Genomic DNA, 22,917 nt, shown 5'->3' with positions numbered 1-22,917 from the left:
GTCACTTCCTCAAAATATGGTGCATCCGGGAGGATTCGAACCTCCGACCGCTCGGTTCGTAGCCGAGTACTCTATCCAGCTGAGCTACGGATGCAAAATGGCGGTGAGGCGGGGATTCGAACCCCGGATGCAGCTTTTGACCGCATACTCCCTTAGCAGGGGAGCGCCTTCAGCCTCTCGGCCACCTCACCACACGCCTCTTTCGAGTGCTTTGAAGAACTTGTTGAGAGCTCATCGTCGCTGCGTGGCGCACATATTACTTTCTGGGACTTATAAGTCAAACAATTTTTCCAGCCCCTGAATTGTTTGCACACTTCGCAGTCAATTAGCCTGTAAAAAGGCCAAAAAGGATGTTTTCTCAGCAGAATTTTCGCCGCTTCGCTGGAGAAAGCAGAAACAAGCCTGCCACAAAAACAGGAGCCTGATACCCAAAAATGCGGGACTGAAATAAAAAGGAAACCTGGAGAGGAGAACATCTAAAGGAGGTGTTGCGTCTCGCCGTACAACTGCGAGACGCACAATAGCATCAGTAGTTGGACTGCTGTGATTTTTCAGCCTGGATACGCTGGTAGATCTCTTCACGGTGAACAGATACTTCTTTCGGGGCATTAACGCCAATGCGCACCTGGTTACCCTTAACCCCTAAGACAGTCACAGTGACCTCATCCCCAATCATGAGGGTTTCACCAACTCGACGAGTCAGAATCAGCATTCTTTGCTCCTTGAAAGATTAAAAGAGTCGGGTCTCTCTGTATCCCGGCATTATCCATCATATAACGCCAAAAAGTAAGCGATGACAAACACGTAAAGTGTAAGCAGTCACGGCATCACATTCTGTTAAACGTAAGTTTAGCCGATATACACAACTTCAACCTGACTTTCTTGTTATCAATAGCGTAGTGGCAACAAGGCCATAATCAGTAAGATTATGGCCTGTGCATTCGCTTTGTAATTATGACAGTTTTGCGCTTACCCAGTCTTTAACACTGGCAAGAGCAGCAGGAAGCGCAGCCGCATCGGTACCACCGGCTTGCGCCATGTCCGGACGTCCGCCCCCTTTGCCCCCAACCTGCAGGGCAACCATACCAACCAGATCCCCTGCTTTCACACGGTCAGTCACATCCTTCGAGACTCCCGCAATCAGAGAAACTTTCCCTTCAGCCACAGTGGCGAGAACAATAACAGAAGCACCTAACTGGTTCTTCAGATCATCCACCATGGTACGCAGCATCTTCGGCTCGACGCCTGCCAGTTCGCTGACCAGCAGTTTCACACCGTTAAGGTCAGTCGCTTTGCCGAACAGGTTCGCGCTCTCCTGCGCTGCCGCCTGCTCTTTAAGCTGCTGCAACTCTTTTTCCAACTGACGCGTACGATCAATAACAGTACGTACTTTGTCACCGAGATTCTGACTATCGCCTTTCAGCAACTGTGCGATATCGTGCAGTTGGTCGCTCTGCGCATGCAGGCTGGCAATCGCACCTTCACCAGTAATCGCTTCGATACGACGCACACCAGCGGCAGTACCGGATTCAGACACAATGCGGAACAGACCGATATCACCGGTGCGGGAAGCGTGCGTACCACCGCACAGTTCGGTAGAGAAATCGCCCATGCTCAGTACACGCACGCGCTCATCGTATTTCTCGCCAAACAGCGCCATCGCACCATTCGCTTTTGCGGCTTCCAGATCCATGATGTTGGTTTCGATCGGCAAGTTACGGCGAATCTGCGCGTTCACCAGATCTTCCACCGCGCGGATCTCAGATGGTTTCATCGCTTCAAAATGAGAGAAGTCAAAGCGCAGCGCTTTGTCATTCACCAGCGAGCCTTTCTGCGCGACGTGAGTGCCAAGAACGCTACGCAACGCAGCGTGCATCAGGTGTGTTGCAGAGTGGTTCAGGCGGATGCGCGCGCGACGCGCTTCATCGACTTCCGCTTTCACGCCGTCACCCACTTTCAGAGTCCCGGTCGCCAGCTTACCGATGTGGCCAATCGCCTGACCATATTTCTGCGTATCCTGCACGGCAAACGCAAAACCGTTGCCTTTCAGTTCGCCTTTATCGCCAACCTGACCGCCGGATTCGGCATAAAATGGCGTTTCATCAAGCACGACAACCGCTTCCTGGCCCGCAGCAATCGTGTTTACCGGTTTGCCGTCGACAAACAGCGCAGTCACTTTGCCGTTCAGTTCAAGGTGATCGTAGCCTTTAAATTCCGAGGCGCTATCAACGCGGATCATCGCGTTGTAGTCCGCACCAAATCCGCTGGATTCGCGGGCGCGGCGGCGCTGCTCTTCCATGGCGGCTTCAAAACCGGCTTCATCAATTTTCAGGTTACGCTCGCGGCAAACGTCCGCAGTCAGATCCATCGGGAAACCGTAGGTATCGTACAGACGGAAGACCGTTTCGCCGTCAAGCGTATCCCCTTTCAGTTTTGCCAGCTCTTCGTCCAGCAGTGCCAGACCGCGCTCCAGAGTACGGGCAAACTGCTCTTCTTCGGTTTTCAGAACCTGTTCAACCTGCGCTTGCTGGCGTTGCAGATCTTCACCGGCAGAGCCCATCACGGCGATCAGCGGCGCCACCAGTTTATAGAAGAAGGTGTCCTTCGCGCCCAGCATATTACCGTGGCGGATAGCACGACGGATGATACGACGCAGCACGTAGCCGCGGTTTTCGTTCGATGGGATCACGCCGTCAGCAATAAGGAACGCACAGGAGCGAATGTGGTCCGCAATAACGCGCAGGGATTTGTTGCTCAAATCCGTCGCGCCGGTCACTTTCGCTACGGCTTCAATAAGCTTAACGAACAGATCGATTTCATAGTTGGAGTTCACATGTTGCAGTACGGCTGCCACACGCTCCAGGCCCATACCTGTGTCCACTGACGGTTTCGGCAGCGGCTCCATGGTGCCATCGGCCTGGCGGTTAAACTGCATAAAGACGATGTTCCAGATCTCAATGTAACGGTCGCCATCTTCTTCCGGACTTCCCGGAGGGCCGCCCCAGATGTGATCGCCGTGATCATAGAAAATCTCGGTACACGGACCGCACGGACCGGTGTCGCCCATCTGCCAGAAGTTGTCAGAGGCGTAAGCTGCACCTTTGTTATCACCGATGCGAATAATACGCTCACGCGGGATACCGACTTCTTTTTCCCAAATTTCGTAGGCTTCATCATCCGTTTCGTACACCGTCACCCACAGACGCTCTTTCGGCAGGTTGAACCAGTTTTCACCGGTCAGCAGTTCCCATGCGTACTGAATAGCATCATGTTTGAAGTAATCGCCGAAGCTGAAGTTGCCCAGCATTTCAAAAAAAGTGTGATGACGTGCAGTGTAACCGACGTTTTCCAAATCATTGTGTTTACCACCGGCACGGACACAACGCTGTGCCGTGGTAGCGCGGGAATAATTACGTTTGTCGAGCCCAAGGAACACATCCTTGAACTGGTTCATCCCTGCGTTGGTAAACAGCAAAGTCGGATCGTTATTTGGCACCAGGGAGCTGCTGGCAACTACCTGATGTCCTTTGCTATGGAAAAAATCGAGAAACGCCTGACGGATCTCAGCGGTGCTCTTGCTCATAATTATCCTGAAATCAAGCTAACGAAATGTGGTAACCAGCTGCCGCCATGACATAGCAGACGCGCTAGTTACTGGAAAAAGTGGGAATAAGATAAGTTTTCTTTAGTGCGAAGTAAAATCCCGTATGCGCTCAGTCGGCAAAATTTCGCCATATCTCCTGAATATCTTCCTGCAAAAAGCCACGATAGAGCAAAAAGCGTTGCACTTTTACTTTCTCGACAAACTCCGTCGGCAGTGGTTCTCCATACTTGCGCAGCGCCTGATCCCGGGCGCTGGCGACCCAATCGATATCGCATTCGCGCATCGCCTGTTCCACCATTTCCCGCACGATCCCTTTTTGATTCAGCTCCTGACGAATACGAACAGGCCCATAGCCTTTGCGCGCCCGGCTGGCGATAAACTGACGCACAAAACGGGCATCATCGAGAAAATGGTGCTCAAGACACCACTCAACAATCTGCCCCACCTCTTCTTCCGTACAGTCGAGTTCTTCCGGGCCATTTGTCCCCATTACCGGCGCCGTCAACTTACGGCGAAACTCATTTTCGCTGTGATCGCGCATCGCCAGAATTCGCATCGCCCGATCGCGCAAACGGGGAAGCGCAGAGCGGCGGGGAGTATCATCAGACATGACTCATTCCTGTGGTCGCAGAAAAGCAAAAGGGCTGCATCAGCAGCCCTCGATTGCGGTTCAGATTATCAGAAATCTTCGTTGGTTTCTTCAACGTCTTCGCCGTTGCCATCCACCGAGAATTCCGCAGCGGAATTCTGATTACTGAGCAGAATCTCGCGCACTTTTTTCTCAATCTCTTTCGCCGTTGCCGGGTTCTCTTTCAGCCAGGTTGTTGCATTCGCTTTACCCTGTCCAATTTTTTCACCGTTGTAGCTGTACCAGGCACCCGCTTTCTCGATCAGCTTCTCTTTCACGCCGAGGTCAACCAGCTCGCCGTAGAAGTTGATACCTTCACCGTAAAGGATCTGGAATTCAGCCTGTTTGAACGGTGCAGCAATTTTGTTTTTCACCACTTTTACGCGGGTTTCGCTGCCGATAACGTTGTCACCCTCTTTTACCGCGCCGATGCGACGGATATCCAGACGCACAGAAGCGTAGAACTTCAGCGCGTTACCGCCGGTGGTGGTTTCCGGGTTGCCAAACATCACACCGATTTTCATACGGATCTGGTTGATAAAGATCAGCAGCGTGTTGGACTGTTTCAGGTTACCGGCCAGCTTACGCATCGCCTGGCTCATCATACGTGCCGCGAGGCCCATGTGAGAGTCGCCGATTTCACCTTCGATTTCCGCTTTCGGCGTCAATGCCGCAACGGAGTCGACAACCAGCACGTCAACTGCGCCAGAGCGTGCCAGCGCATCACAGATCTCCAGCGCCTGCTCACCGGTGTCCGGCTGAGAGCACAGCAGGTTGTCGATATCTACGCCCAGCTTACGAGCATAGATAGGATCCAGTGCGTGCTCCGCATCGATAAACGCACAGGTTTTACCTTCGCGCTGCGCTGCGGCAATCACCTGTAATGTCAGCGTGGTTTTACCAGATGATTCCGGCCCGTAGATTTCGACGATACGCCCCATCGGCAGACCGCCCGCACCCAGCGCGATGTCCAGCGAGAGCGAACCAGTGGAGATAGTTTCCACATCCATGGAGCGGTCTTCACCCAGACGCATGATGGAGCCTTTACCGAATTGCTTTTCGATCTGACCCAGTGCAGCTGCAAGCGCCTTTTGTTTGTTTTCGTCGATAGCCATTATTACTCCTGTCATGCAGAGTGAAGCGCGTTACGCCCCGCGGTGAATTACTGTTCTGTTGTCGCAATTATACTGTATAGTCATACAGTATCAAGTATTTTGTAGAAAATGTTGCCAGAGGGTTTGCAGCGCATATGCCGTCGCTTGCCTGCGTACCGATTCACGGTCTCCAGGAAAGCATTCGCGCCGCGTAATCCCTTCCCCACTGACGCTGGCAATGCCAAACCAAACGGTGCCGACCGGTTTCTCCTCACTGCCGCCATCCGGCCCGGCGATGCCGCTGATCGAAATAGCATAATCGGCACGCGCGGCTTTCAGCGCGCCAATCGCCATTTCCACCACCACCGGCTCACTCACCGCACCATGCGCATCCAGCGTGTCGGGCTGCACGCCAATCATTTGCGCTTTTGCTTCATTACTGTAGGTAACAAACCCACGTTCAAACCAGGCGGAACTGCCGGCAATGTCGGTGATGACCTTTGCAACCCAGCCACCAGTGCAGGATTCCGCGGTCGTTAGCGTTGCACCGCGCGCTTTTAACGCCTGCCCGATACGCTCGCTCAGTTGCATTAATTCAGTGTCCGTCATGATGGCTCCCGTGCACAAAAATCGTGGCGGAAAAGATACCACTTTCCGGGCAAATGTGGGGATGGGTTAATAAATTTACGAGGAGGCTTCCGAAAAAAGCGCGGTAGAGAAAATGGCGGCACGAAGCACAGGCCCGGCCGCCGGGCAATTCGCCGGATGGTGGTTGCCGCTTATCCGGCGACAGGGGTTATTTCATGCTGTTCGCGATGGTGTCAACGTTATGGCGAAACGCTTTCTGATATGTATCCGCCACGCCGCCTTTCACACTCAGCGCTTCCGGATAGAGTTCACCACCCGGCTGCGCGCCGGTCGCACTGGCGATCTGTTTTACCAGGCGCGGATCGAGCTGGTTCTCCATAAACCAGACGTGAACGCCATCAGCTTTGATCTGCTTAATCAGCGAGGCCACCTGTGCTGCGCTGGCTTCGCTCTCCGAGGAGATCCCCTGCGGTGCCATAAACTCAACGTTGTAGGCACGGGCGAAATAGCCGAAAGCATCATGGCTGGTCAGCACTTTACGTTTCGCCTGCGGGATAGCGCTAAAGCGCTCTTTCGCCCAGCTATTCATTTGTTTTAACTCGGCGATATAGCGCTGGCCGGAAGCATTGAGCGCGGCCTCATCTTCCGGATCGGCTTTCACCAACGCGGCCAGAATATTTTGTGCATACAGCACGCCGTTGGCGGCGCTGTTCCAGGCATGGGGATCGGTCACGGTTTTACCATCCTCTTCCAGCGTATGCGTGGATACGCCAGTTGAAGCCACAACCAGTTGGCCTTTAAAACCGGAGGCCTTCACCAGCCTGTCGAGCCAACCTTCCAGCCCTAAACCATTCACCACCACTACATCGGCTTTATTCAGCAACGCGCTGTCTTTCGCCGAGGGTTCAAAGGTGTGCGGATCGCCATCCGGCCCGACCAGCGTCGTCACCTTTACATGCTCACCGCCCACTTCTTGTGTAATGTCGCCCAGAATCGAAAAACTGGTGACCACATTTAACGTTTTTGCCATCGCACCCTGCGCCATCAATCCCAACGCAAGCGCCAGCATCACTCCTGTACGTTTCATCATTTCCCCTTGCTACGTTAAAAGCGCACGCAGGCTTTGAGCCAGCCCGCTGCGCGTGCCAAATAAAATGGAAAAAAAGAACATTGCGCTGGCGGTCAGAACGATAGCCGGGCCAGCAGGCAGACCCGCCATCCACGATAAGCTTAAGCCTAACCAGGCGCAGAGCGCGCCGGTCACCGCCGCCAGCAGCAGCAACGCAGGTAGCGTGCGCACCCAACAGCGCGCCGCCACTGCGGGCAACATCATGACGCCCACCGCCATCAACGTGCCGAGAACCTGAAACCCGGCCACCAGGTTTAATACCAGCAACGCCAGAAACAGCCCATGCAGCAACCCTGGCAAGCGGGATGCATTCACCTGCAAAAACGCACTGTCGAACGCTTCGCTGACCAGCCCGCGATAACCCACCGCCAGCACGATCAGCGTCAGGCTGGCGACACCTGCGACAAACAGCGCCGCATTACTATCCACCGCCAGAATCGAACCAAATAGCAGGTGTAAAAGATCGACGTTCGAGCCACGTAACGACACCAGCGTGACACCCAGCGCCAGTGAGCCAAGATAAAAGCCGGCAAAACTGGCGTCCTCTTTCAGCGGCGTACGGCGGCTGACCCAGCCAGCGACCAGCGCCACGGTGATGCCCGCAATAAAGCCACCAATACTCATCGCCAGCAACGACATACCGTTCAGCAAGTAACCGACAGCCACACCCGGCAGAATAGCGTGCGAAAGCGCATCACCCATCAGGCTCATACGACGCAGCAGCAAAAAGACGCCCAGCGCCGTGGTACTAACCGAAAGCGCCAGGCAAACCACCAGCGCGCGGCGCATAAAACCAAATTCAATAAACGGCTGGAAAAAGAGATGCCAAATCATGCGCTGCACACCTCGACCGTCCTCTGAGACTGGTCGGATGCGCCCCACTGCGCGGCCTTTTCGCCAAGGCGTAGGGTTTGCGGAAAGTAACGCGCCACGCGTTCACTATCATGCAGCACGGCCAAAATGGTCTGCCCTTCGCGATGCATATCAACGAGTTGTTCCATCAATATCTGCGAGGTAATTTCATCAATGCCGGTGAAGGGTTCATCCAGCATGACCAGCGGCGCATTTTGTACCCAGACGCGGGCAAATAACATGCGCTGGAATTGCCCGCCGGAGAGTGTATCAATGGTTTCACGCGCCATAGCCGTTAAGCCCACGCGTTCCAGCCCTTGCGCAGCCCGCTTACGCGCATCACGATTTATGCCGCGAAACAGAGAAATACGCGGCCAACAGCCCATGCAAACCACATCCTGAACGGTGAGCGGAAACTGCGATTCCAGCGCGTGACGCTGCGCCAGCCAGCCAATTGTCGGGCGTGACGGTTGCCAGCGCAGTACGCCGCTCACCGGAGGTAAAAATCCTGCCAGCGTTTTGAGTAATGTCGATTTGCCGCAGCCGTTAGCACCGACAATAGCGGTCATACTTCCGCGCTCCAGCGTGCCGCAAAGCGCAGGGGTAATTGCCAGTCGCTCATATCCCGCCACTAAATGGTCAAGTTCAATCATGGCAACGTGACCGCCCAATCAGTCAGGAGCCAAAGCATCAGCAATAACGCGACGGCCAGCAGCAACCGGGTCGCACCAGACAGGGAAAACAGAGTTACGGGGATCATCGACACGCCTCAAATATGTTATAACATAACAATAAACATTCGCAGTGATGATGTAAATACAGGGGGCAAAACGGGAGTGCGTCGAAATGTTTCAGATTCTCCTCCAGCAGGCTATCTTTTGATCAGTTCTTCTGATCAAGAGGCTTCGCAGGGTGATATGTCCGCACTCGGCGGCATTCCCCCACGCGCCAACAAACGGCTGGCGGTGAATGGCTATCCCGCCACCGCAACCGGTACCTGGCGTGATACCGAACACGACTTCATGCTGCTGCCCCGCACCGTCACAGGCTTCCGACAAAGCGAAACAGTTGCCGTCGTTTGCCATCACCATTGTCTGCCCCAGCAACTGCTGGAGATCCGTCTGCAACGCGCGACCATTAATCACCTGGATATTAGAGTTCTTAATCAGACCGCTCAGCGGCGAGACGCTGCCCGGCAGGGCAATCCCCGTCATCATCGGCAGTTGTATGTCATGGCTAATCTGGTCAATAAAGGCAACCACCGATTCCACAAACTGCGGATAACTCGCTTTCTGCGTCGGGCAACGGTAACGGGCTATTTCCTGTCCCTGTGCATCCATCACCACCGCCGCAATGTTCGTGCCGCCGATATCCAGCCCCAGGTAGTACATATCTCTTTCCTTATTGCGAAAGAAGATTGCGAAAGAGGCGGGCAAACCCGCCTCAATGGCCTTAGTAAAGTGACGCTTTACCGGTTGATCCAAACAGCTTCATTTTGTGGCGGATCACATCTCGCGCAGCGGTGATCGCATCCGGATAGATCACGTTCGGATCCCACCAGGTTTCTCTGGCGAGGATCTCACGCACTTTCTGGAAGTAGGCATACTTCATGTCGCTGGAGATATTGATTTTGCCCACCCCCAGGGTCACGGACTCGGCGATTTCTACATCCGGGTTGGCTGAGCCGCCGTGTAGCACCAGCGGAATATCCAGACGCCCGGCAATGTCGCGCAGAATTTTCATTTGCAGCTTCGGCTGCATCCCTTTCGGGTAGATACCGTGTGCCGTCCCGATCGCCACCGCCAGAGTATCTGCCCCGGTGCGGGCAATAAAATCCTCTGCCTGTGCCGGGTCGGTATAGGTCACTTCCGATACGCCGCCTTCCACAGACGTGCCCGTCTGGCCGATGGTGCCCAGTTCCCCTTCCACCGAAACGCCCACTGCATGCGCCAGACGCACCACTTCTTTGGTCAGCGCCACATTCTCCTCATAGGGCAGCAGCGAGCCGTCGATCATCACCGAGGTGAACCCGCACTGGATTGCCCGAAGCACATGCTCGACCGATGCACCGTGATCCAGGTGCAGGGTGAACGGCACCGGGCTACGCATGGTGATATCGCGGACATAGCCGAAAAAGCTATCCCCAACAAAATCGTGTTCGCTGGGGTGGATAGAGATAATGGCAGGCGTGTTGGTGGCTTCCGCTTCTTCCACCACCGCACGAATAAAGCAACTGTCCGCCACGTTGAACGCACCAATGGCGAAACCGTGTTTGCGGGTGGGTTTCAGTAACTCTTTCATCGAAATTAACATGTTAATTCTCCAGTTTCAGGGTGTAGCAAGCCCTGCCGGTGCGTCGTTGCAGAGGCATAGAAGGCGTTACAGAAAAATGAATCAGGCTTTGCCGATAGCGCCGCTGGCCTGTAGATACGGGATAATGGCTTCCTCGCTGGCCTGCTCCATGGCCATCAGCGCATCCACCAGTTCGCAAGAATTGTCATGACACAGGGTATGCAGCAGCGCGGCTTTCCCGGCTTCGAACACCGCAGCGCCGACGTTGATCTTGGCTACGCCAAAGGACGGACATTGCTGCATCTGGTCAAACGGGGTTCCGCTGCCGCCGTGCAATGCCAGGGGCACCGTCGATTTGCGGGCCACCTCTTCCAGGCGCTGAAAATCGATGGCTGGCGTGATACCAGGGGCGTACATGCCGTGCGCGGTTCCGACTGACACTGCCAGAAGGTCAATCCCGGTCTGCTGGATAAACGGCTCTACGTCGGCGGCCTGGGTCATCAGATCCGCATTAGTGGCGTGGTCATAGCGCGGTGCATCGGCCAAATGGCCTAACTCCCCCTCCACACACAGACCGGCGCTGGCTGCCAGCTCAACCACCGCGCGGGTCTGACGGACGTTCTCTTCCAGCGGGAAGGCGGACGCATCAATCATCAGCCCGCTAAACCCGGCACGAAACGCCTGGCGAATGCGCACGGGATCTTTCCCGTGGTCCAGCGCCAGTGTGACCGGCACCGTGGCCTCCTCGGCCAACGCTTTTACCACCGCCACGGCAACCGGTGCCGGGAAATGGGCAAGATGCTCCTGATACAGGTTCAGGATGATCGGTGCGCGGTGTTTCTCGGCAACCCGAACCGCCGCGCGGGCGCTTTCCAGGTTCATACAGTTGATAGCGAGCAACGCATAGTGTTCACACCAGGCTTTGGTCACCATGCTTTTCATATCGGCAAACATAGGGTCTCCGTTTATTCCAGGGTGAAGGTGATCTCTTCGTCTTTCAGTTTTTTATCGCTGAGCTCGTCAAACTCTTCGTCACGTTCTGTCACCGGTTTCTTCCACAGCGATAGCATCACGCCGCAGACAACCGTGCCGATCCCCAGCGCCAGGCAGAACAGCAGCGGATGGGTAAACAGCGGGACCACGAACATGCCACCGTGCGGCACCGGGCTTTCCACGCCCCACACCATGATCAGGCCACCTGCAATCGCCGAAGCCACCACACAGGAGCCGACCACGCGCAGCAGGTCACGCGCCGCAATCGGGATAACCCCTTCGGTAATCATGCAGATCCCCATCGGGAAGGCGGCTTTCAGCGCTTCACGTTCAGCGCGGGTGTATTTGTGGCGTGTCAGCAGGAACGAGAGGGTGATGCCGAACGGCGGAATAATCGAGCCGACAAACTTCACCGCTTCCGGCCCGTACACACCACTCACCAGCAGCCCATCGGCGAACAGCGACATGGTTTTGTTCACCGGGCCGCCGAAGTCGAACGTCGCCATTGCACCGAGGATGGCCCCCATCAGGAAACGTGAACCGCCCTGCATCGACTCCAGCATATGAATCAACGCTTCCTGCAACCAGGCAATGGGTTTGCCGATCAGAGTCATCATCAGCAGGCCGCCGATAATGGTGCTCAGCACTGGCAGCACCATGATGGGCATCAGGCCCTTCATCGATTTCGGCAGGCGAATATAGTGTTTAAGCAGCAGGACGGTGTAACCCACCAGGAAACCACCCAGCATCCCGCCAATAAACCCGGTATGAATCTGCCCGCAAACAAAGCCAACAATCAGGCCCGGCGCGAATCCGGGACGGTCAGCAATAGAGTAAGCAATGGCGGCGCTGATCAGGGGTACAATCAACCCCATTCCCCAGCCGCCAATCTGATTGAGCATCCAGGGGATGGTGCCCGTTTTTTCTCCAACGTTTGTGCCGCCGAGTACCTGGCCGAGGGCAATACAAATGCCCGCTGCCACAATTAACGGAATCATCCACGAGATGCCCGTCAAAAGATGTCTTTTTATTTCCTGCGAAACAGGAACTTTATTTTCACTCATGTGACCTCCAGATAAGGATCACGCATTAGCTAATGATTTCTCAACCTTTTCAAGAAACTGAATGGGTGATTTAATGACAATTTCGGTTTTAACTCGCACGATGCGTTTATTAATGAAGCGCTCTTCTCCTTTTATTTTGACATCGACCGCAAGAATAACGACGTCGGCTGCGGAAATATCTTCCGCCAGTAACTCATTTTCAGTACCGATAGTGCCCTGAGTTTCAACTTTAATATTATGCCCAAGCACTTTCGCACCTTTAGTTAACTTCTCGCGGGCAATATACGTATGTGCAATTCCTGCCGTACAGGCAGCGACACAAACAATATTCATAACATGCTCCACTTTTTATTTAGCAAACATCGGATTCAGCATATTGACTAAACAAGTCAATAATTTTTTGTGGACTGCTCTCTTCAAGTAATTGCTCGATAATTTCTTCATCCGCCAGTGCACCTGCCACCTGAGAAAGTAGGCGAATATGCGTCGTATTTTGATCTTCAAGCCGTACAGCAAATAAAATAATACAGCGCACATTACTGCCATCCAGAGTTTCCCAGGGAATATCGTGGTGTGTGCGTCCAATCGCCAGGGTGGTATTAACTACCGCCGAGGATTTACCATGGGGTATTGCAATATGATTTTCGAAGCCGGTCGACCCTTCTGACTCACGTTGCCAGACATCCTGAATAAACGTTTCCCGGCAACTAATAGCGCCATCTTTTTGTAAAATGTCGGTTAATTCCTCAATCGCCTCCGTTTTATTTGTAGCTTTCATATCTAAAATAACGCGATTCGTATTCAGGATTTTTGTTATGTCCATTAAACATACCTCATGGATTCAGATATTAATGTTCGACGACCAGAGACGTCGCACGATGCAATTTTTCCGTAATAACCGTTTCCGTCACGCGCTTAATATCAGCGTCATTAAAAAAAGCGGTGACGTATACCACTGGCAGAGCAATGGTCGGCAGATTGATCGTCGAGACAACCAGTTCAATATCTTCCGTCAGTACCGACGGCAAGCTCCCCGCAGAGACCACGCCAACGATAGTCCAGTCCGGGAAGGCGCGCAGAATGCGGCTTTTTAACAGATGCGAGGTGCCGACACCCGTCGAACAGACCAGCAGTACGCGCTTACGGGCAATCTGTCGTTCCATCGCCGCCTGGAAATGCACGGTCAAATAGCCGACTTCATCTTCCGATACCGCCTGCTCGCCCCAACCGCTAAACACCCGGTTCACCGCACACTGGGTTAGCCGCCAGACGTCCTGTAACTCGCCTTTGATATCGTCCAGCAGCGGGTTACGAATGTAAATCTGGTAATTGAGACGATTAATCAATGGCTTAATGTGAATCAGCAGTCCGTCGTACAGCGCGATATCCTGGCTAAAATCGCTATCGACCATATCGGCGAAGGTTGCGATAAGCCGCCAGGTAATCAGCCGGGCCTCATCACTGGAGTGCATATGGCCAATCACGCTGACGTCGTTATGCTCTTCGATGACCACACCGGAAGAGATAATGTATTGATAAATAAACCAGACTTCGTCTTCCGGCAGCGGATGGGCAATGCGTGTTTCGATACGCTGAATCATGCGGCTGGCAACGGAAAAGATGTTTTCATCGAAGACGCTGGCGTTATCGTCCTTTTTCGGCAGCGCATTGCCACGCGTAATGCGGTACATCATGATCAGGATATGAGTAAAAATATTGACGTAATACGGCTCGCCCAGCGACCAGCAGAGATCGTTTTCCATCTCCTGTAATAATGACTGAACGAATAAAACGTCTTCTTCGCCAAAATAGTGGACCAGCGCGTTATAACTTCCCGGGTCGAGGCGGGAATAGATCACGCTGCCCGGTTCGTTATGGTTAATGATGCCATTAATCAGCGATGCCATCGCCTGACGCACGCTACTTTCGCTGCCTTCGATATGCGTTCCGCTCTGACTACGAATCAACGTCAATCCCAGCGGAGCAATCCAGGATTCAATCACTTTCAGATCGTTAACGATTGAGGCACTGCTGATAAAATAGCGTTCCGACAATTTACTGATGGACGTTTCATGCGGCGTTTCGCTTAATAATTGTGAGGCTATTTTCACTCGCCGGGAATTGTTCATCATGCCATCGGTATCGTCACCTTCCGCACCAAGCAGTTGATCCAGGTGCAACAGGTCCGTTATATTATCTGCGCTTAACATGACCCCGGCACCGGCACGTTTATTTATGCCAATACTCCATTCTGCCAGCCACGGCTCCAGTATTCGTAAATCGCGTTGAATGGTTTTTTCCGAAACATTTAAGTATTCAGCGATTTTTAACAAGGTAATAAATTCCCTTCGTGGAAGAAGGAATTTCAATAATCTGTTTTGTCGCGAGGTAATCATTTGCATTATTTACCCTTACACAGATTAAAAATAATTAAGAAGCTCTGAACAGATAAGCTCCACTTGCCATCCGTGATGATAAATATAAAAGGGCATTGAAATAACGACAATACTAAATCATGTCCTGCCTTCCGGACAGAGAATAAGACAAGAAGGGGAATCTAAGAGATATTTCCAGCGCAGATCACACTTTTCACGCTAATTAACGTGATAGCGCTCGCAAATATGTTTTCCCATGGATGGGGAAAAGGTTCAAAAAAATCCCCGACGACCGCATCAGGGATTTGCGTATAAGAGACAGCCCGCAGGAGGGGAAGGAATCAGCGAACGCGCGCCAGCGATACAGCCTGGCCGAGCTGCCAGACCGCCATCGCGTAGTGGGTACTATGGTTATAGCGGGTGATAGCGTAGAAGTTCGACAACCCGTACCAGTATTCATAACCAGTACCAATATCCAGGCTCAGCAGGCTGGCCCGTTGATGATCGCCCAGCGACTGTTGCGGTGTTAAACCTACCGCCGCCAGCTGTCTAACGCTGTAGTTGGTTTTAAAGCCATTCTCCAGCCCCTGCGCCTGGCCGTTGGCCGGTACAGCCACCAAATCGCCTTTCACCCAGCCGTGCTGTTTGAAGTAGTTCGCTACGCTGCCGATAGCATCGACCGGATCCCACAAGTTGATGTGGCCATCACCATTGAAATCAACGGCAAACTCCTTATAGGAGGAAGGCATAAACTGGCCGTAACCCATTGCGCCGGCAAAGGAACCTTTCAGATCGAGCGGATCATCGCTCTCATCGCGCGCCATCAGCAGGAAAGTTTCCAGTTCGCTGGCAAAGTATTGCGCGCGGCGCGGATAAGCAAAGGCCAGCGTCGCCAGACCATCCAGAATACGGGTTTTGCCCATTACACGGCCCCAGCGCGTTTCCACACCAATAATGCCGACAATGATTTCTGGTGGTACGCCATAGACCATCCAGGCACGGTTGAGCGCATCCTCGTACTGGTTCCAGAACGCTACGCCGTTTTGCACGTTATCCGGGGTGATGAATTGTTTGCGATAGCGCAGCCAGGCGCCATTTGGCCCTGTAGGCCCGGCGGATGTCGGTGCCTGTTTATCCATCAGGCGCAACACGTAGTCCAGACGCTTCGCCTGCGACAGAATTTCGTGCAGTTGCTGGCGGTCAAAGCCGTGCTTGCTCACCATCATATCGATGAATTGTTCAGCGGCCGGATTATTGGCGAAGTCGCCGCCAGTCATCAAAACCGAATGCTGCGGCTCCAGCAGAAAACCGCCGGAAGGCTTAGGTGATACGGTTTGAGGGGTTTCGGCAAGCTGGGGTTTACTGCTACAGGCACAGAGCACAACAAACGCAGGCAGCAACGCTGCGTAATAACGCTTCAACATGGGATGTCCATTTTAAACGAATTCAGCCAGGAGCAACTATGGTAAAGCATCTGACTAGCGACAAGGAAGCGACATCAGGCCCACATACACAATCGCACCCCACTTTTTTTCTTCTCAGTGTGTGTTCATCTAAAAGCGTCATTTCTCGCACAATCTTTCACAATGATCATTTTTTCTTTCATAACGAGATCTAAATAACACATTTCAACCTTTCATAATGATTATTATAGCGCACAGTTAAACAACAAAACGATAACCCTACAGGAGAGAACAATGGAAACCATCACGCATGGTGCCGAATGGTTCATCGGGCTGTTTCAGAAAGGCGGAGAAGTTTTTACCGGCATGGTGACCGGTATTCTGCCGCTGCTGATAAGCCTGCTGGTAATCATGAATGCGCTGATTAACTTTATTGGTCAGCATCGAATTGAAAAGCTCGCGCAGCGCTGCGCGGGCAATCCGCTGACCCGTTACCTGCTGTTGCCGTGCATCGGCACTTTTGTTTTCTGCAACCCGATGACATTAAGCCTCGGGCGCTTTATGCCGGAGCGCTACAAACCCAGTTATTACGCCGCGGCATCTTACAGTTGCCACTCAATGAACGGCCTGTTTCCGCACATTAACCCCGGAGAGCTGTTTGTCTATCTCGGCATCGCCAACGGCCTGACCACGCTCGGTTTGCCGTTAGGCCCGCTGGCAGTGAGCTATCTACTGGTTGGCCTGGTCACCAACTTCTTCCGTGGCTGGATTACCGATCTCACGACGGCCATTTTTGAGAAGAAAATGGGTATTCAACTTGAACAGGATGTCCAACTCGCCGGAGCAATATCATGAACCGCATTATTATTGAAAAAGGCGCTGGCGGCTGGGGCGGCCCACTGGAAATCGACGCCAGCGTTGAGAAGAAAATCGTCTATATCACTGCCGGAACACGTCCGGCCATCGTCGACAAGCTGGCGCAACTTACCGGCTGGCAGGCGGTGGATGGTTTTAAAGAGGGCGAACCGCCGGAAACGGAAATCGGCGTAGCGGTGATTGACTGTGGCGGCACGCTGCGCTGCGGCATCTACCCGAAACGGCGCATCCCGACAGTGAACATCCACGCAACGGGAAAATCCGGGCCACTGGCGCAGTACATCCTCGAAGATATCTATGTCTCTGGAGTGAAAGAGGAAAACATTCATCTGCAAGGCGAAGCGGCCACGGCCAAACCGGCCGCCCGACGGGATTATGACAGCAGCAAAAAAATCACCGAGCAAAGCGACGGATTGCTGGCAAAAGTCGGTATGGGCATGGGGTCGGCAGTGGCGGTGCTGTTTCAGGCCGGACGCGACACCATCGATACGGTGCTGAAAACCATCCTGCCGTTTATGGCCTTCGTCTCGGCGTTGATTGGCATCATTATCGCCTCCGGCCTCGGGGACGGAATAGCCCACGGTCTGGCACCACTCGCCAGCCATCCGCTGGGGCTGGTGACGCTGGCACTGATCTGCTCTTTCCCGCTGCTGTCGCCGTTTCTTGGGCCAGGTGCCGTGATCGCGCAGGTGATTGGCGTACTCATCGGCGTACAAATTGGTCAGGGGAATATCCCACCGCATCTCGCCCTGCCCGCGCTGTTTGCCATTAACGCACAGGCGGCTTGCGACTTCATTCCGGTCGGTTTGTCGCTGGCGGAAGCACGCCAGGACACGGTTCGCGTCGGTGTGCCCTCGGTGCTGGTCAGTCGCTTTTTGACCGGCGCGCCAACGGTGCTAATTGCCTGGTTTGTTTCCGGTTTCATTTATCAGTAAGGAGGTGTCATGAGCGTTATTTATCAAACCACCATTACCCGCATTGGTGACAGTGCAGCGGATGCGCTCTGCGACAACATGCTGATTACCTTCAGGGAAGGCGCGCCCGCCGACATCGCCGAGTTCTGTTTTATCCATAACCACGGTGCGCTCAGCGGCGCACTGCTACCCGGCGCACAATTCGAGCTTGGCGAACACCATTATCCGGTCACAGCCGTTGGCGGCGTCGCCGAACAGAATTTGCGCGAGCTGGGCCATATCACTCTGCGTTTCGATGGACAAACGCAGGCGGAATACCCCGGAACGGTACATGTCGCGGGCCCGGTGCCGGACACTATCGCCCCCGGCTGCATTTTGAAATTTGTCGCTTAAGTCGTAAGGAGAAGAGTATGAAACAGGTTGCCGTAGTCATTGGTGGAGGACAAACCCTCGGGGCGTTCCTGTGCCGTGGGCTTGCCGCAGAAGGATACCGCGTGGCGGTAGTGGATATTCAGAGTGATAAAGCGGCGAATGTCGCCCAAGAGATCAACAGCGAGTTTGGCGAAGGGATAGCCTATGGCTTTGGCGCGGATGCCACCAGCGAGCATAGCGTGCTGGCGCTGGCGCGCGGTGTGGACGAAATTTTTGGCCGTACCGATCTGCTGGTCTACAGCGCCGGCATCGCCAAAGCCGCGTTCATCAGCGATTTTGCGCTCGGGGATTTTGACCGCTCATTACAGGTCAACCTGGTCGGCTATTTCCTCTGTGCGCGCGAATTCGCCAAATTGATGATTCGCGACGGTGTTCAGGGGCGCATTATTCAGATCAACTCAAAGTCCGGCAAAGTGGGCAGCAAACACAATTCCGGCTACAGCGCGGCAAAATTCGGCGGCGTCGGCTTAACCCAGTCGCTGGCGTTGGATCTGGCAGAATACGGTATTACGGTACATTCGCTGATGCTGGGCAATCTATTAAAATCGCCTATGTTCCAGTCACTTATTCCGCAATACGCCAGCAAACTGAGCATTGCGGCTGACGAGGTCGAGCAGTACTACACGGACAAAGTACCGCTGAAACGCGGTTGCGACTACCAGGACGTGCTGAATGTACTGATGTTTTACGCCAGCCCGAAAGCGTCTTACTGCACCGGGCAGTCGATTAACGTGACCGGCGGCCAGGTGATGTTCTGACAGTGCATGCACTCTCTATTGCCGGATGGCGCTTCGCTTATCCGCCATCTGGCAACCACACGGACCAGAAGCAACAACAAAGGAGAATAGGATGGTTTCAGCCCTGATCACCGTCGCCGCCATCGCCTGGCTTAGCCAACTGGCGCTTGGCGGCTGGCAAATCCGCCAGTTCAACCGTGCGTTCGACGTGCTATGCCAGCGCGGACGTGTCGGCGTTGGCCGTTCCGGCGGGCGCTTTAAACCCCGTGTCGTTCTGGCCATCGCTTTTGATAAGCAGGACTGTGTTTGCGATACCCTGCTAATGCGCGGCATTACGGTTTTCGCCCGCCCGGCAAAAATCGACCATTTAATCGGTGTGAAAAGAGAGGAATTAGAGCCTGATGTGATCTTTCCCCATGATCCGGCCTGTCAGAATGCTCTATCATTAGCGCTTAAAATGAAACATTGATAATTTCGTTGTGAACGCTATTAGCTTTCGAAATTATCATTTCGCAATGTAACGCAGGATATCAGCGCCAATGAAACCACGTCAGCGTCAGGCGGCTATTCTTGAACATCTGCAAAAGCAGGGAAAGTGTTCTGTTGAAGAGCTGGCAGCATATTTCGACACCACAGGGACGACCATACGTAAGGATTTGGTCGCGCTGGAGCATTCCGGCGCGGTGATCCGTACCTATGGCGGCGTGGTGCTAAATAAAGACGAAGCCGATCCCCCTATTGATCACAAAACGCTGATCAATACCGTACAAAAGGGACTGATTGCCGAAAAAGCAGTCACCTATATTCATGACGGCGACTCGATCATTCTTGATGCAGGTAGCACCGTTTTGCAGATGGTGCCGCTGCTCAGCCACTTCAATAACATCACGGTGATGACCAACAGCCTGCATATCGTCAATGCGTTATCGGAACTGGATAACGAGCAGACCATCCTGATGCCCGGTGGCACCTTCCGTAAAAAATCCGCCTCGTTTCACGGCCAACTGGCGGAAAACGCTTTTGACCATTTCAGCTTCGATAAGCTGTTTATGGGCACGGACGGCATTGATCTGAATGCAGGCGTCACGACCTTCAACGAAGTGTTTACCGTCAGCAAAGCGATGTGTAACGCCGCGCGGGAAGTGATTTTAATGGCCGACTCATCAAAGTTTGGCCGCAAAAGCCCGAACGTGGTGTGCAGTCTGGAAAGCGTCAATAAATTGATCACCGATGCCGGGATCCCGGCAGACGTTCGCGCAGCGCTGGAGGCAAAAGGCGTCGAGGTGATCATTGCCGGAGAAGATCATGAATGAGTCGTTAATTCATGTTGGCCGTCAGACCCTGTTACTGGAGCTTCAGGAAGCAAGCCGTCTGCCGGAGAGGCTCGGTGAAGCTTTCGTGCGTGCCGCAGAAACGGTACTGAAGTGCGAGGGGAAAGTGATTGTTTCCGGCATCGGCAAATCGGGGCATATCGGCAAAAAAATCGCCGCCACCTTTGCCAGCACCGGCACCCCGGCCTTTTTCGTGCATCCGGCGGAAGCGCTGCATGGCGATCTGGGTATGATTGAAAGCCGCGACGTGATGCTGTTTATCTCCTACTCCGGCTCGGCAAAAGAATTGGATCTGATCCTGCCGCGGCTGGCAGAGAAATCCGTCGCCCTGCTGGCTATGACCGGCAAACCGCGCTCACCGCTGGCGCTGGCCGCCGATGCAGTACTGGATATCTCCGTTGAGCGTGAAGCCTGCCCGATGCACCTGGCACCGACCTCCAGTACCGTCACGACGCTGATGATGGGCGATGCGCTGGCAATGTCAGTGATGCAGGCGCGCGGCTTTGACGAAGAGGATTTTGCCCGCTCCCATCCGGCAGGCGCGCTCGGAGCACGGCTGCTGAATAAAGTGCATCATCTGATGCGCAAAGAGGAGCAGATCCCGCAGGTGCAGCTAACAACCAGCGTGATGGAGGCGATGCTGGAGTTAAGCCGCACTGGTTTAGGTCTGGTTGCCGTTTGTAATACGCAACGCCAGGTTAAAGGCGTCTTTACCGACGGCGATCTGCGCCGTTGGCTGGTGGCAGGCGGCGCGTTAACCACCGCTGTCAGCGAAGCGATGACGCGCGGCGGCATCACCTTAGAGGCCAACAGCCGCGCAGTGGATGCCAAAGAGCGCCTGATGCAGCGCAAAATCGCTGCGGCCCCGGTGGTAGATGACGCGGGAATTCTGGTGGGTGCCATCAACTTGCAGGATTTCTATCAGGCCGGCATTCTTTAACGCTTCAGCCCCAGACGTTTCGCCAGCCGGTGCAGGTTGGCGACGTCCAGTTCCAGCGCCCGGGCGCATGCCGCCCAGTTCCCCCCACTCTCTTCCAGCGTTCTGGCAATCAACGCCCGCTGAAAATCCTCAGTAGCATCGCGCAGATTCTGCCCTGCCGGTAACACAGAAGCGGTTTGTACCACTGGCGTCTGTTCATCACTGAGGGCAAAATGTCGTGCTTCCAGCACCACATCGTCGCTGTTGCGCGTCCCACGCGCCAGAACCACCGCGCGGTGAATGGCATGTTCCAGCTCGCGCACATTGCCCGGCCAGCCGTAACTGAGTAAATGCGCACGCGCGCCGGGGCTGAGCGCCACTCTGCCGAGGCCTAAACGCAGACGGCACTGTTCACAGAAATAACCCGCCAGCAGTACCACATCGTCGCCCCGTTCTCGCAGCGGCGGTACCGATAACGGGAACACACTGAGACGATGATAGAGATCGGCGCGAAAACGCCCGGCCAGCACCTCTTCACGCAAATCGCGGTTCGTCGCCGCCAGCACGCGTACATCCACGCGCAAGCTGCGATCGTCACCGACACGTTGCAGATCGCCATACTGCAATACCCGCAGCAGCTTGGCCTGCAATGAGAGGGACAATTCACCGATCTCATCGAGAAACAGCGTGCCGTTATCTGCCATTTCAAACTTGCCGCTGCGATTACTGATGGCTCCGGTAAAGGCGCCTTTCACGTGGCCGAACAGTTCGCTCTCGGCCACGCTTTCCGGCAGCGCGGCGCAGTTAAGATAAACCAGTGGGCTGGCTGCCCGCACGGAACCTTCATGAATCGCTTTAGCTACCAGCTCTTTCCCGGTGCCGGTTTCGCCGCTGATCAACACGTTAAGATCGGACGCAGCAACAATATCGATCTCTTTTTTTAGCGCCACCATGCCGGGTGATAAGCCGATCATTTCGCTGTGCGCCACCGGCTCAAACGCTGCGGGCGCGCCGGGCAGCATGTTCTGGCTCTCCAGTTGCTCAATCAGCAGTGCGTTATTTAGTGCCCCCGCCGCCAGCGCCGCAATCAGCCGCAGCTCTTCGTCGCTGAAGGTGTCGAACTGATCCGGTGACATGCCGTCCAGCGTCAGCGCACCGATCAGATTCTGCCCGGCGAACAGCGGCAGCCCGACGCAGGCATGCACTTTCAGGCTCTCCAGGCCGGGGATCAAACCATCATAAGGATCGGGCAAACCGCTGTCGGCCGGGAAGCGCACGACATCACCGGCACGGGCGATCGCCTCCAGCCTTGGGTGGCCTTCCAGCGTAAAACGCCTGCCGAGCACATCCTGTGCCAGCCCGTCGATAGCCAGCGGAATAAACTGACGCGCCTCGTAGCGCAGCAGCGCAGAGGCATCGCACGCCAGCACCTGGCGCAGCGTGGCGATCAGCCGCTGGAAGCGATCCGCATGGCCGATACCGCTCTGCAATTCAATGGCGATCCCCGCCAGCACATTCAGCGAAAAACTCATGCTTACCTCACTGTCTTTTTGACAATGCATAGTGTCATATTGACTGTAAAAGCAATAGTCATAATGACATCTATTTTTTCATTAAAAACAATAAAAACATATAAAATCAATAAATTAAAAAATTGGCACGACCTTTGATAATAGCCCTCCATCG

At 54.2% G+C, this 22,917-nt stretch carries 23 protein-coding genes, 2 tRNA genes and 1 pseudogene; 7 read left to right on the top strand and 19 right to left on the bottom strand.

Features of this window, described 5'->3' with window-relative positions; all coding sequences use genetic code 11:
• Window positions 1-17: 17 nt before the first annotated feature.
• From GA0061070_RS06195 to mltB, 18 genes and pseudogenes are all read right to left on the bottom strand, one after another.
• Window positions 18-94 (bottom strand) — tRNA-Arg (locus GA0061070_RS06195).
• A gap of 4 nt (window positions 95-98) precedes the next feature.
• Window positions 99-191 (bottom strand) — tRNA-Ser (locus GA0061070_RS06190).
• A gap of 335 nt (window positions 192-526) precedes the next feature.
• A complete protein-coding gene (gene csrA / locus GA0061070_RS06185; RefSeq protein ID WP_007370562.1) occupies window positions 527-712 on the bottom strand; it encodes a carbon storage regulator CsrA in 186 nt (61 codons plus the stop codon).
• A gap of 240 nt (window positions 713-952) precedes the next feature.
• Window positions 953-3,583: an alanine--tRNA ligase gene (gene alaS / locus GA0061070_RS06180; RefSeq protein WP_090134579.1), complete on the bottom strand. Its 2,631-nt coding sequence runs from the start codon at window positions 3,581-3,583 to the stop codon at window positions 953-955.
• Window positions 3,584-3,713: 130 nt separating this feature from the next.
• Window positions 3,714-4,214, bottom strand: a complete 501-nt coding sequence (gene recX / locus GA0061070_RS06175; RefSeq protein WP_090134577.1) for a recombination regulator RecX — start codon at window positions 4,212-4,214, stop codon at window positions 3,714-3,716.
• A 68-nt stretch (window positions 4,215-4,282) separates the two neighbouring features.
• Window positions 4,283-5,347: a recombinase RecA gene (gene recA / locus GA0061070_RS06170; protein ID WP_090134575.1), complete on the bottom strand. Its 1,065-nt coding sequence runs from the start codon at window positions 5,345-5,347 to the stop codon at window positions 4,283-4,285.
• A 90-nt stretch (window positions 5,348-5,437) separates the two neighbouring features.
• Window positions 5,438-5,935, bottom strand: coding sequence for a nicotinamide-nucleotide amidase (gene pncC / locus GA0061070_RS06165; RefSeq protein WP_090134573.1), 498 nt, complete (start codon window positions 5,933-5,935; stop codon window positions 5,438-5,440).
• A 187-nt stretch (window positions 5,936-6,122) separates the two neighbouring features.
• Window positions 6,123-7,001 carry a metal ABC transporter substrate-binding protein gene (locus tag GA0061070_RS06160; protein WP_090134571.1) on the bottom strand — a complete coding sequence of 293 codons (879 nt, stop codon included), beginning with the start codon at window positions 6,999-7,001 and terminating at the stop codon, window positions 6,123-6,125.
• Between the two features lie 12 nt (window positions 7,002-7,013).
• Window positions 7,014-7,877 (bottom strand): metal ABC transporter permease, encoded by an 864-nt coding sequence (locus GA0061070_RS06155; RefSeq protein WP_090134569.1) that lies wholly within the window; start codon window positions 7,875-7,877, stop codon window positions 7,014-7,016.
• Window positions 7,874-8,548, bottom strand: coding sequence for a metal ABC transporter ATP-binding protein (locus tag GA0061070_RS06150; protein WP_090134567.1), 675 nt, complete (start codon window positions 8,546-8,548; stop codon window positions 7,874-7,876). The genes GA0061070_RS06155 and GA0061070_RS06150 overlap by 4 nt, the downstream gene beginning before the upstream one ends.
• A 210-nt stretch (window positions 8,549-8,758) precedes the next feature.
• Window positions 8,759-9,286, bottom strand: a pseudogene (locus GA0061070_RS06140) (ROK family protein); the annotation flags it as partial.
• 61 nt (window positions 9,287-9,347) lie between these two features.
• Entirely contained in the window at window positions 9,348-10,208 is an 861-nt protein-coding gene (locus GA0061070_RS06135; protein WP_090134563.1) for a ketose-bisphosphate aldolase, read from the bottom strand.
• Between the two features lie 81 nt (window positions 10,209-10,289).
• On the bottom strand, window positions 10,290-11,141 hold the full coding sequence (locus tag GA0061070_RS06130; protein ID WP_090134562.1) for a class II fructose-bisphosphate aldolase: 852 nt from the start codon (window positions 11,139-11,141) through the stop codon (window positions 10,290-10,292).
• A gap of 11 nt (window positions 11,142-11,152) precedes the next feature.
• On the bottom strand, window positions 11,153-12,244 hold the full coding sequence (locus GA0061070_RS06125) for a PTS fructose transporter subunit IIC (protein WP_090134560.1): 1,092 nt from the start codon (window positions 12,242-12,244) through the stop codon (window positions 11,153-11,155).
• Window positions 12,245-12,262: 18 nt separating this feature from the next.
• The gene (locus tag GA0061070_RS06120) at window positions 12,263-12,577 is read right to left on the bottom strand and encodes a PTS fructose transporter subunit IIB (protein WP_090134559.1); all 315 of its coding nucleotides are present in this window, start codon (window positions 12,575-12,577) and stop codon (window positions 12,263-12,265) included.
• A 19-nt stretch (window positions 12,578-12,596) separates the two neighbouring features.
• Window positions 12,597-13,067, bottom strand: a complete 471-nt coding sequence (locus GA0061070_RS06115; protein ID WP_090134557.1) for a PTS sugar transporter subunit IIA — start codon at window positions 13,065-13,067, stop codon at window positions 12,597-12,599.
• A 25-nt stretch (window positions 13,068-13,092) separates the two neighbouring features.
• On the bottom strand, window positions 13,093-14,646 hold the full coding sequence (locus GA0061070_RS06110) for a BglG family transcription antiterminator (RefSeq protein ID WP_090134555.1): 1,554 nt from the start codon (window positions 14,644-14,646) through the stop codon (window positions 13,093-13,095).
• Window positions 14,647-14,960: 314 nt separating this feature from the next.
• Window positions 14,961-16,043, bottom strand: coding sequence for a lytic murein transglycosylase B (gene mltB, locus GA0061070_RS06105; RefSeq protein WP_090134553.1), 1,083 nt, complete (start codon window positions 16,041-16,043; stop codon window positions 14,961-14,963).
• A gap of 273 nt (window positions 16,044-16,316) precedes the next feature.
• Between mltB and srlA the strand changes: the two genes are divergently transcribed.
• The 7 genes from srlA (at window position 16,317) to gutQ (ending at window position 21,252) form a co-directional block, all read left to right on the top strand.
• A complete protein-coding gene (gene srlA, locus GA0061070_RS06100; RefSeq protein WP_090134552.1) occupies window positions 16,317-16,877 on the top strand; it encodes a PTS glucitol/sorbitol transporter subunit IIC in 561 nt (186 codons plus the stop codon).
• Window positions 16,874-17,833, top strand: coding sequence for a PTS glucitol/sorbitol transporter subunit IIB (srlE, locus tag GA0061070_RS06095; RefSeq protein WP_090134550.1), 960 nt, complete (start codon window positions 16,874-16,876; stop codon window positions 17,831-17,833). The genes srlA and srlE overlap by 4 nt, the downstream gene beginning before the upstream one ends.
• Window positions 17,834-17,842: 9 nt before the next feature.
• Window positions 17,843-18,205, top strand: coding sequence for a PTS glucitol/sorbitol transporter subunit IIA (srlB, locus tag GA0061070_RS06090; RefSeq protein ID WP_090134549.1), 363 nt, complete (start codon window positions 17,843-17,845; stop codon window positions 18,203-18,205).
• 17 nt (window positions 18,206-18,222) lie between these two features.
• Complete coding sequence (gene srlD, locus GA0061070_RS06085; protein WP_090134547.1) at window positions 18,223-19,002, top strand: sorbitol-6-phosphate dehydrogenase; 780 nt, start codon at window positions 18,223-18,225, stop codon at window positions 19,000-19,002.
• Between the two features lie 91 nt (window positions 19,003-19,093).
• The gene (gene gutM, locus GA0061070_RS06080; protein ID WP_090134545.1) at window positions 19,094-19,450 is read left to right on the top strand and encodes a transcriptional regulator GutM; all 357 of its coding nucleotides are present in this window, start codon (window positions 19,094-19,096) and stop codon (window positions 19,448-19,450) included.
• A gap of 70 nt (window positions 19,451-19,520) precedes the next feature.
• Window positions 19,521-20,294 (top strand): glucitol operon DNA-binding transcriptional repressor SrlR, encoded by a 774-nt coding sequence (gene srlR, locus GA0061070_RS06075; protein ID WP_043952494.1) that lies wholly within the window; start codon window positions 19,521-19,523, stop codon window positions 20,292-20,294.
• On the top strand, window positions 20,287-21,252 hold the full coding sequence (gutQ, locus tag GA0061070_RS06070) for an arabinose-5-phosphate isomerase GutQ (RefSeq protein ID WP_090134543.1): 966 nt from the start codon (window positions 20,287-20,289) through the stop codon (window positions 21,250-21,252). The genes srlR and gutQ overlap by 8 nt, the downstream gene beginning before the upstream one ends.
• Here gutQ and norR read toward each other — a convergent pair.
• Window positions 21,249-22,763: a nitric oxide reductase transcriptional regulator NorR gene (gene norR, locus GA0061070_RS06065; RefSeq protein WP_090134541.1), complete on the bottom strand. Its 1,515-nt coding sequence runs from the start codon at window positions 22,761-22,763 to the stop codon at window positions 21,249-21,251. The genes gutQ and norR overlap by 4 nt on opposite strands.
• Window positions 22,764-22,917: the final 154 nt, after the last annotated feature.

Origin of the sequence: Kosakonia oryziphila (genome assembly GCF_900094795.1) — a bacterium.
Lineage (GTDB): Bacteria > Pseudomonadota > Gammaproteobacteria > Enterobacterales > Enterobacteriaceae > Kosakonia > Kosakonia oryziphila.
This window is presented reverse-complemented; position numbering and strand designations above follow the sequence as displayed.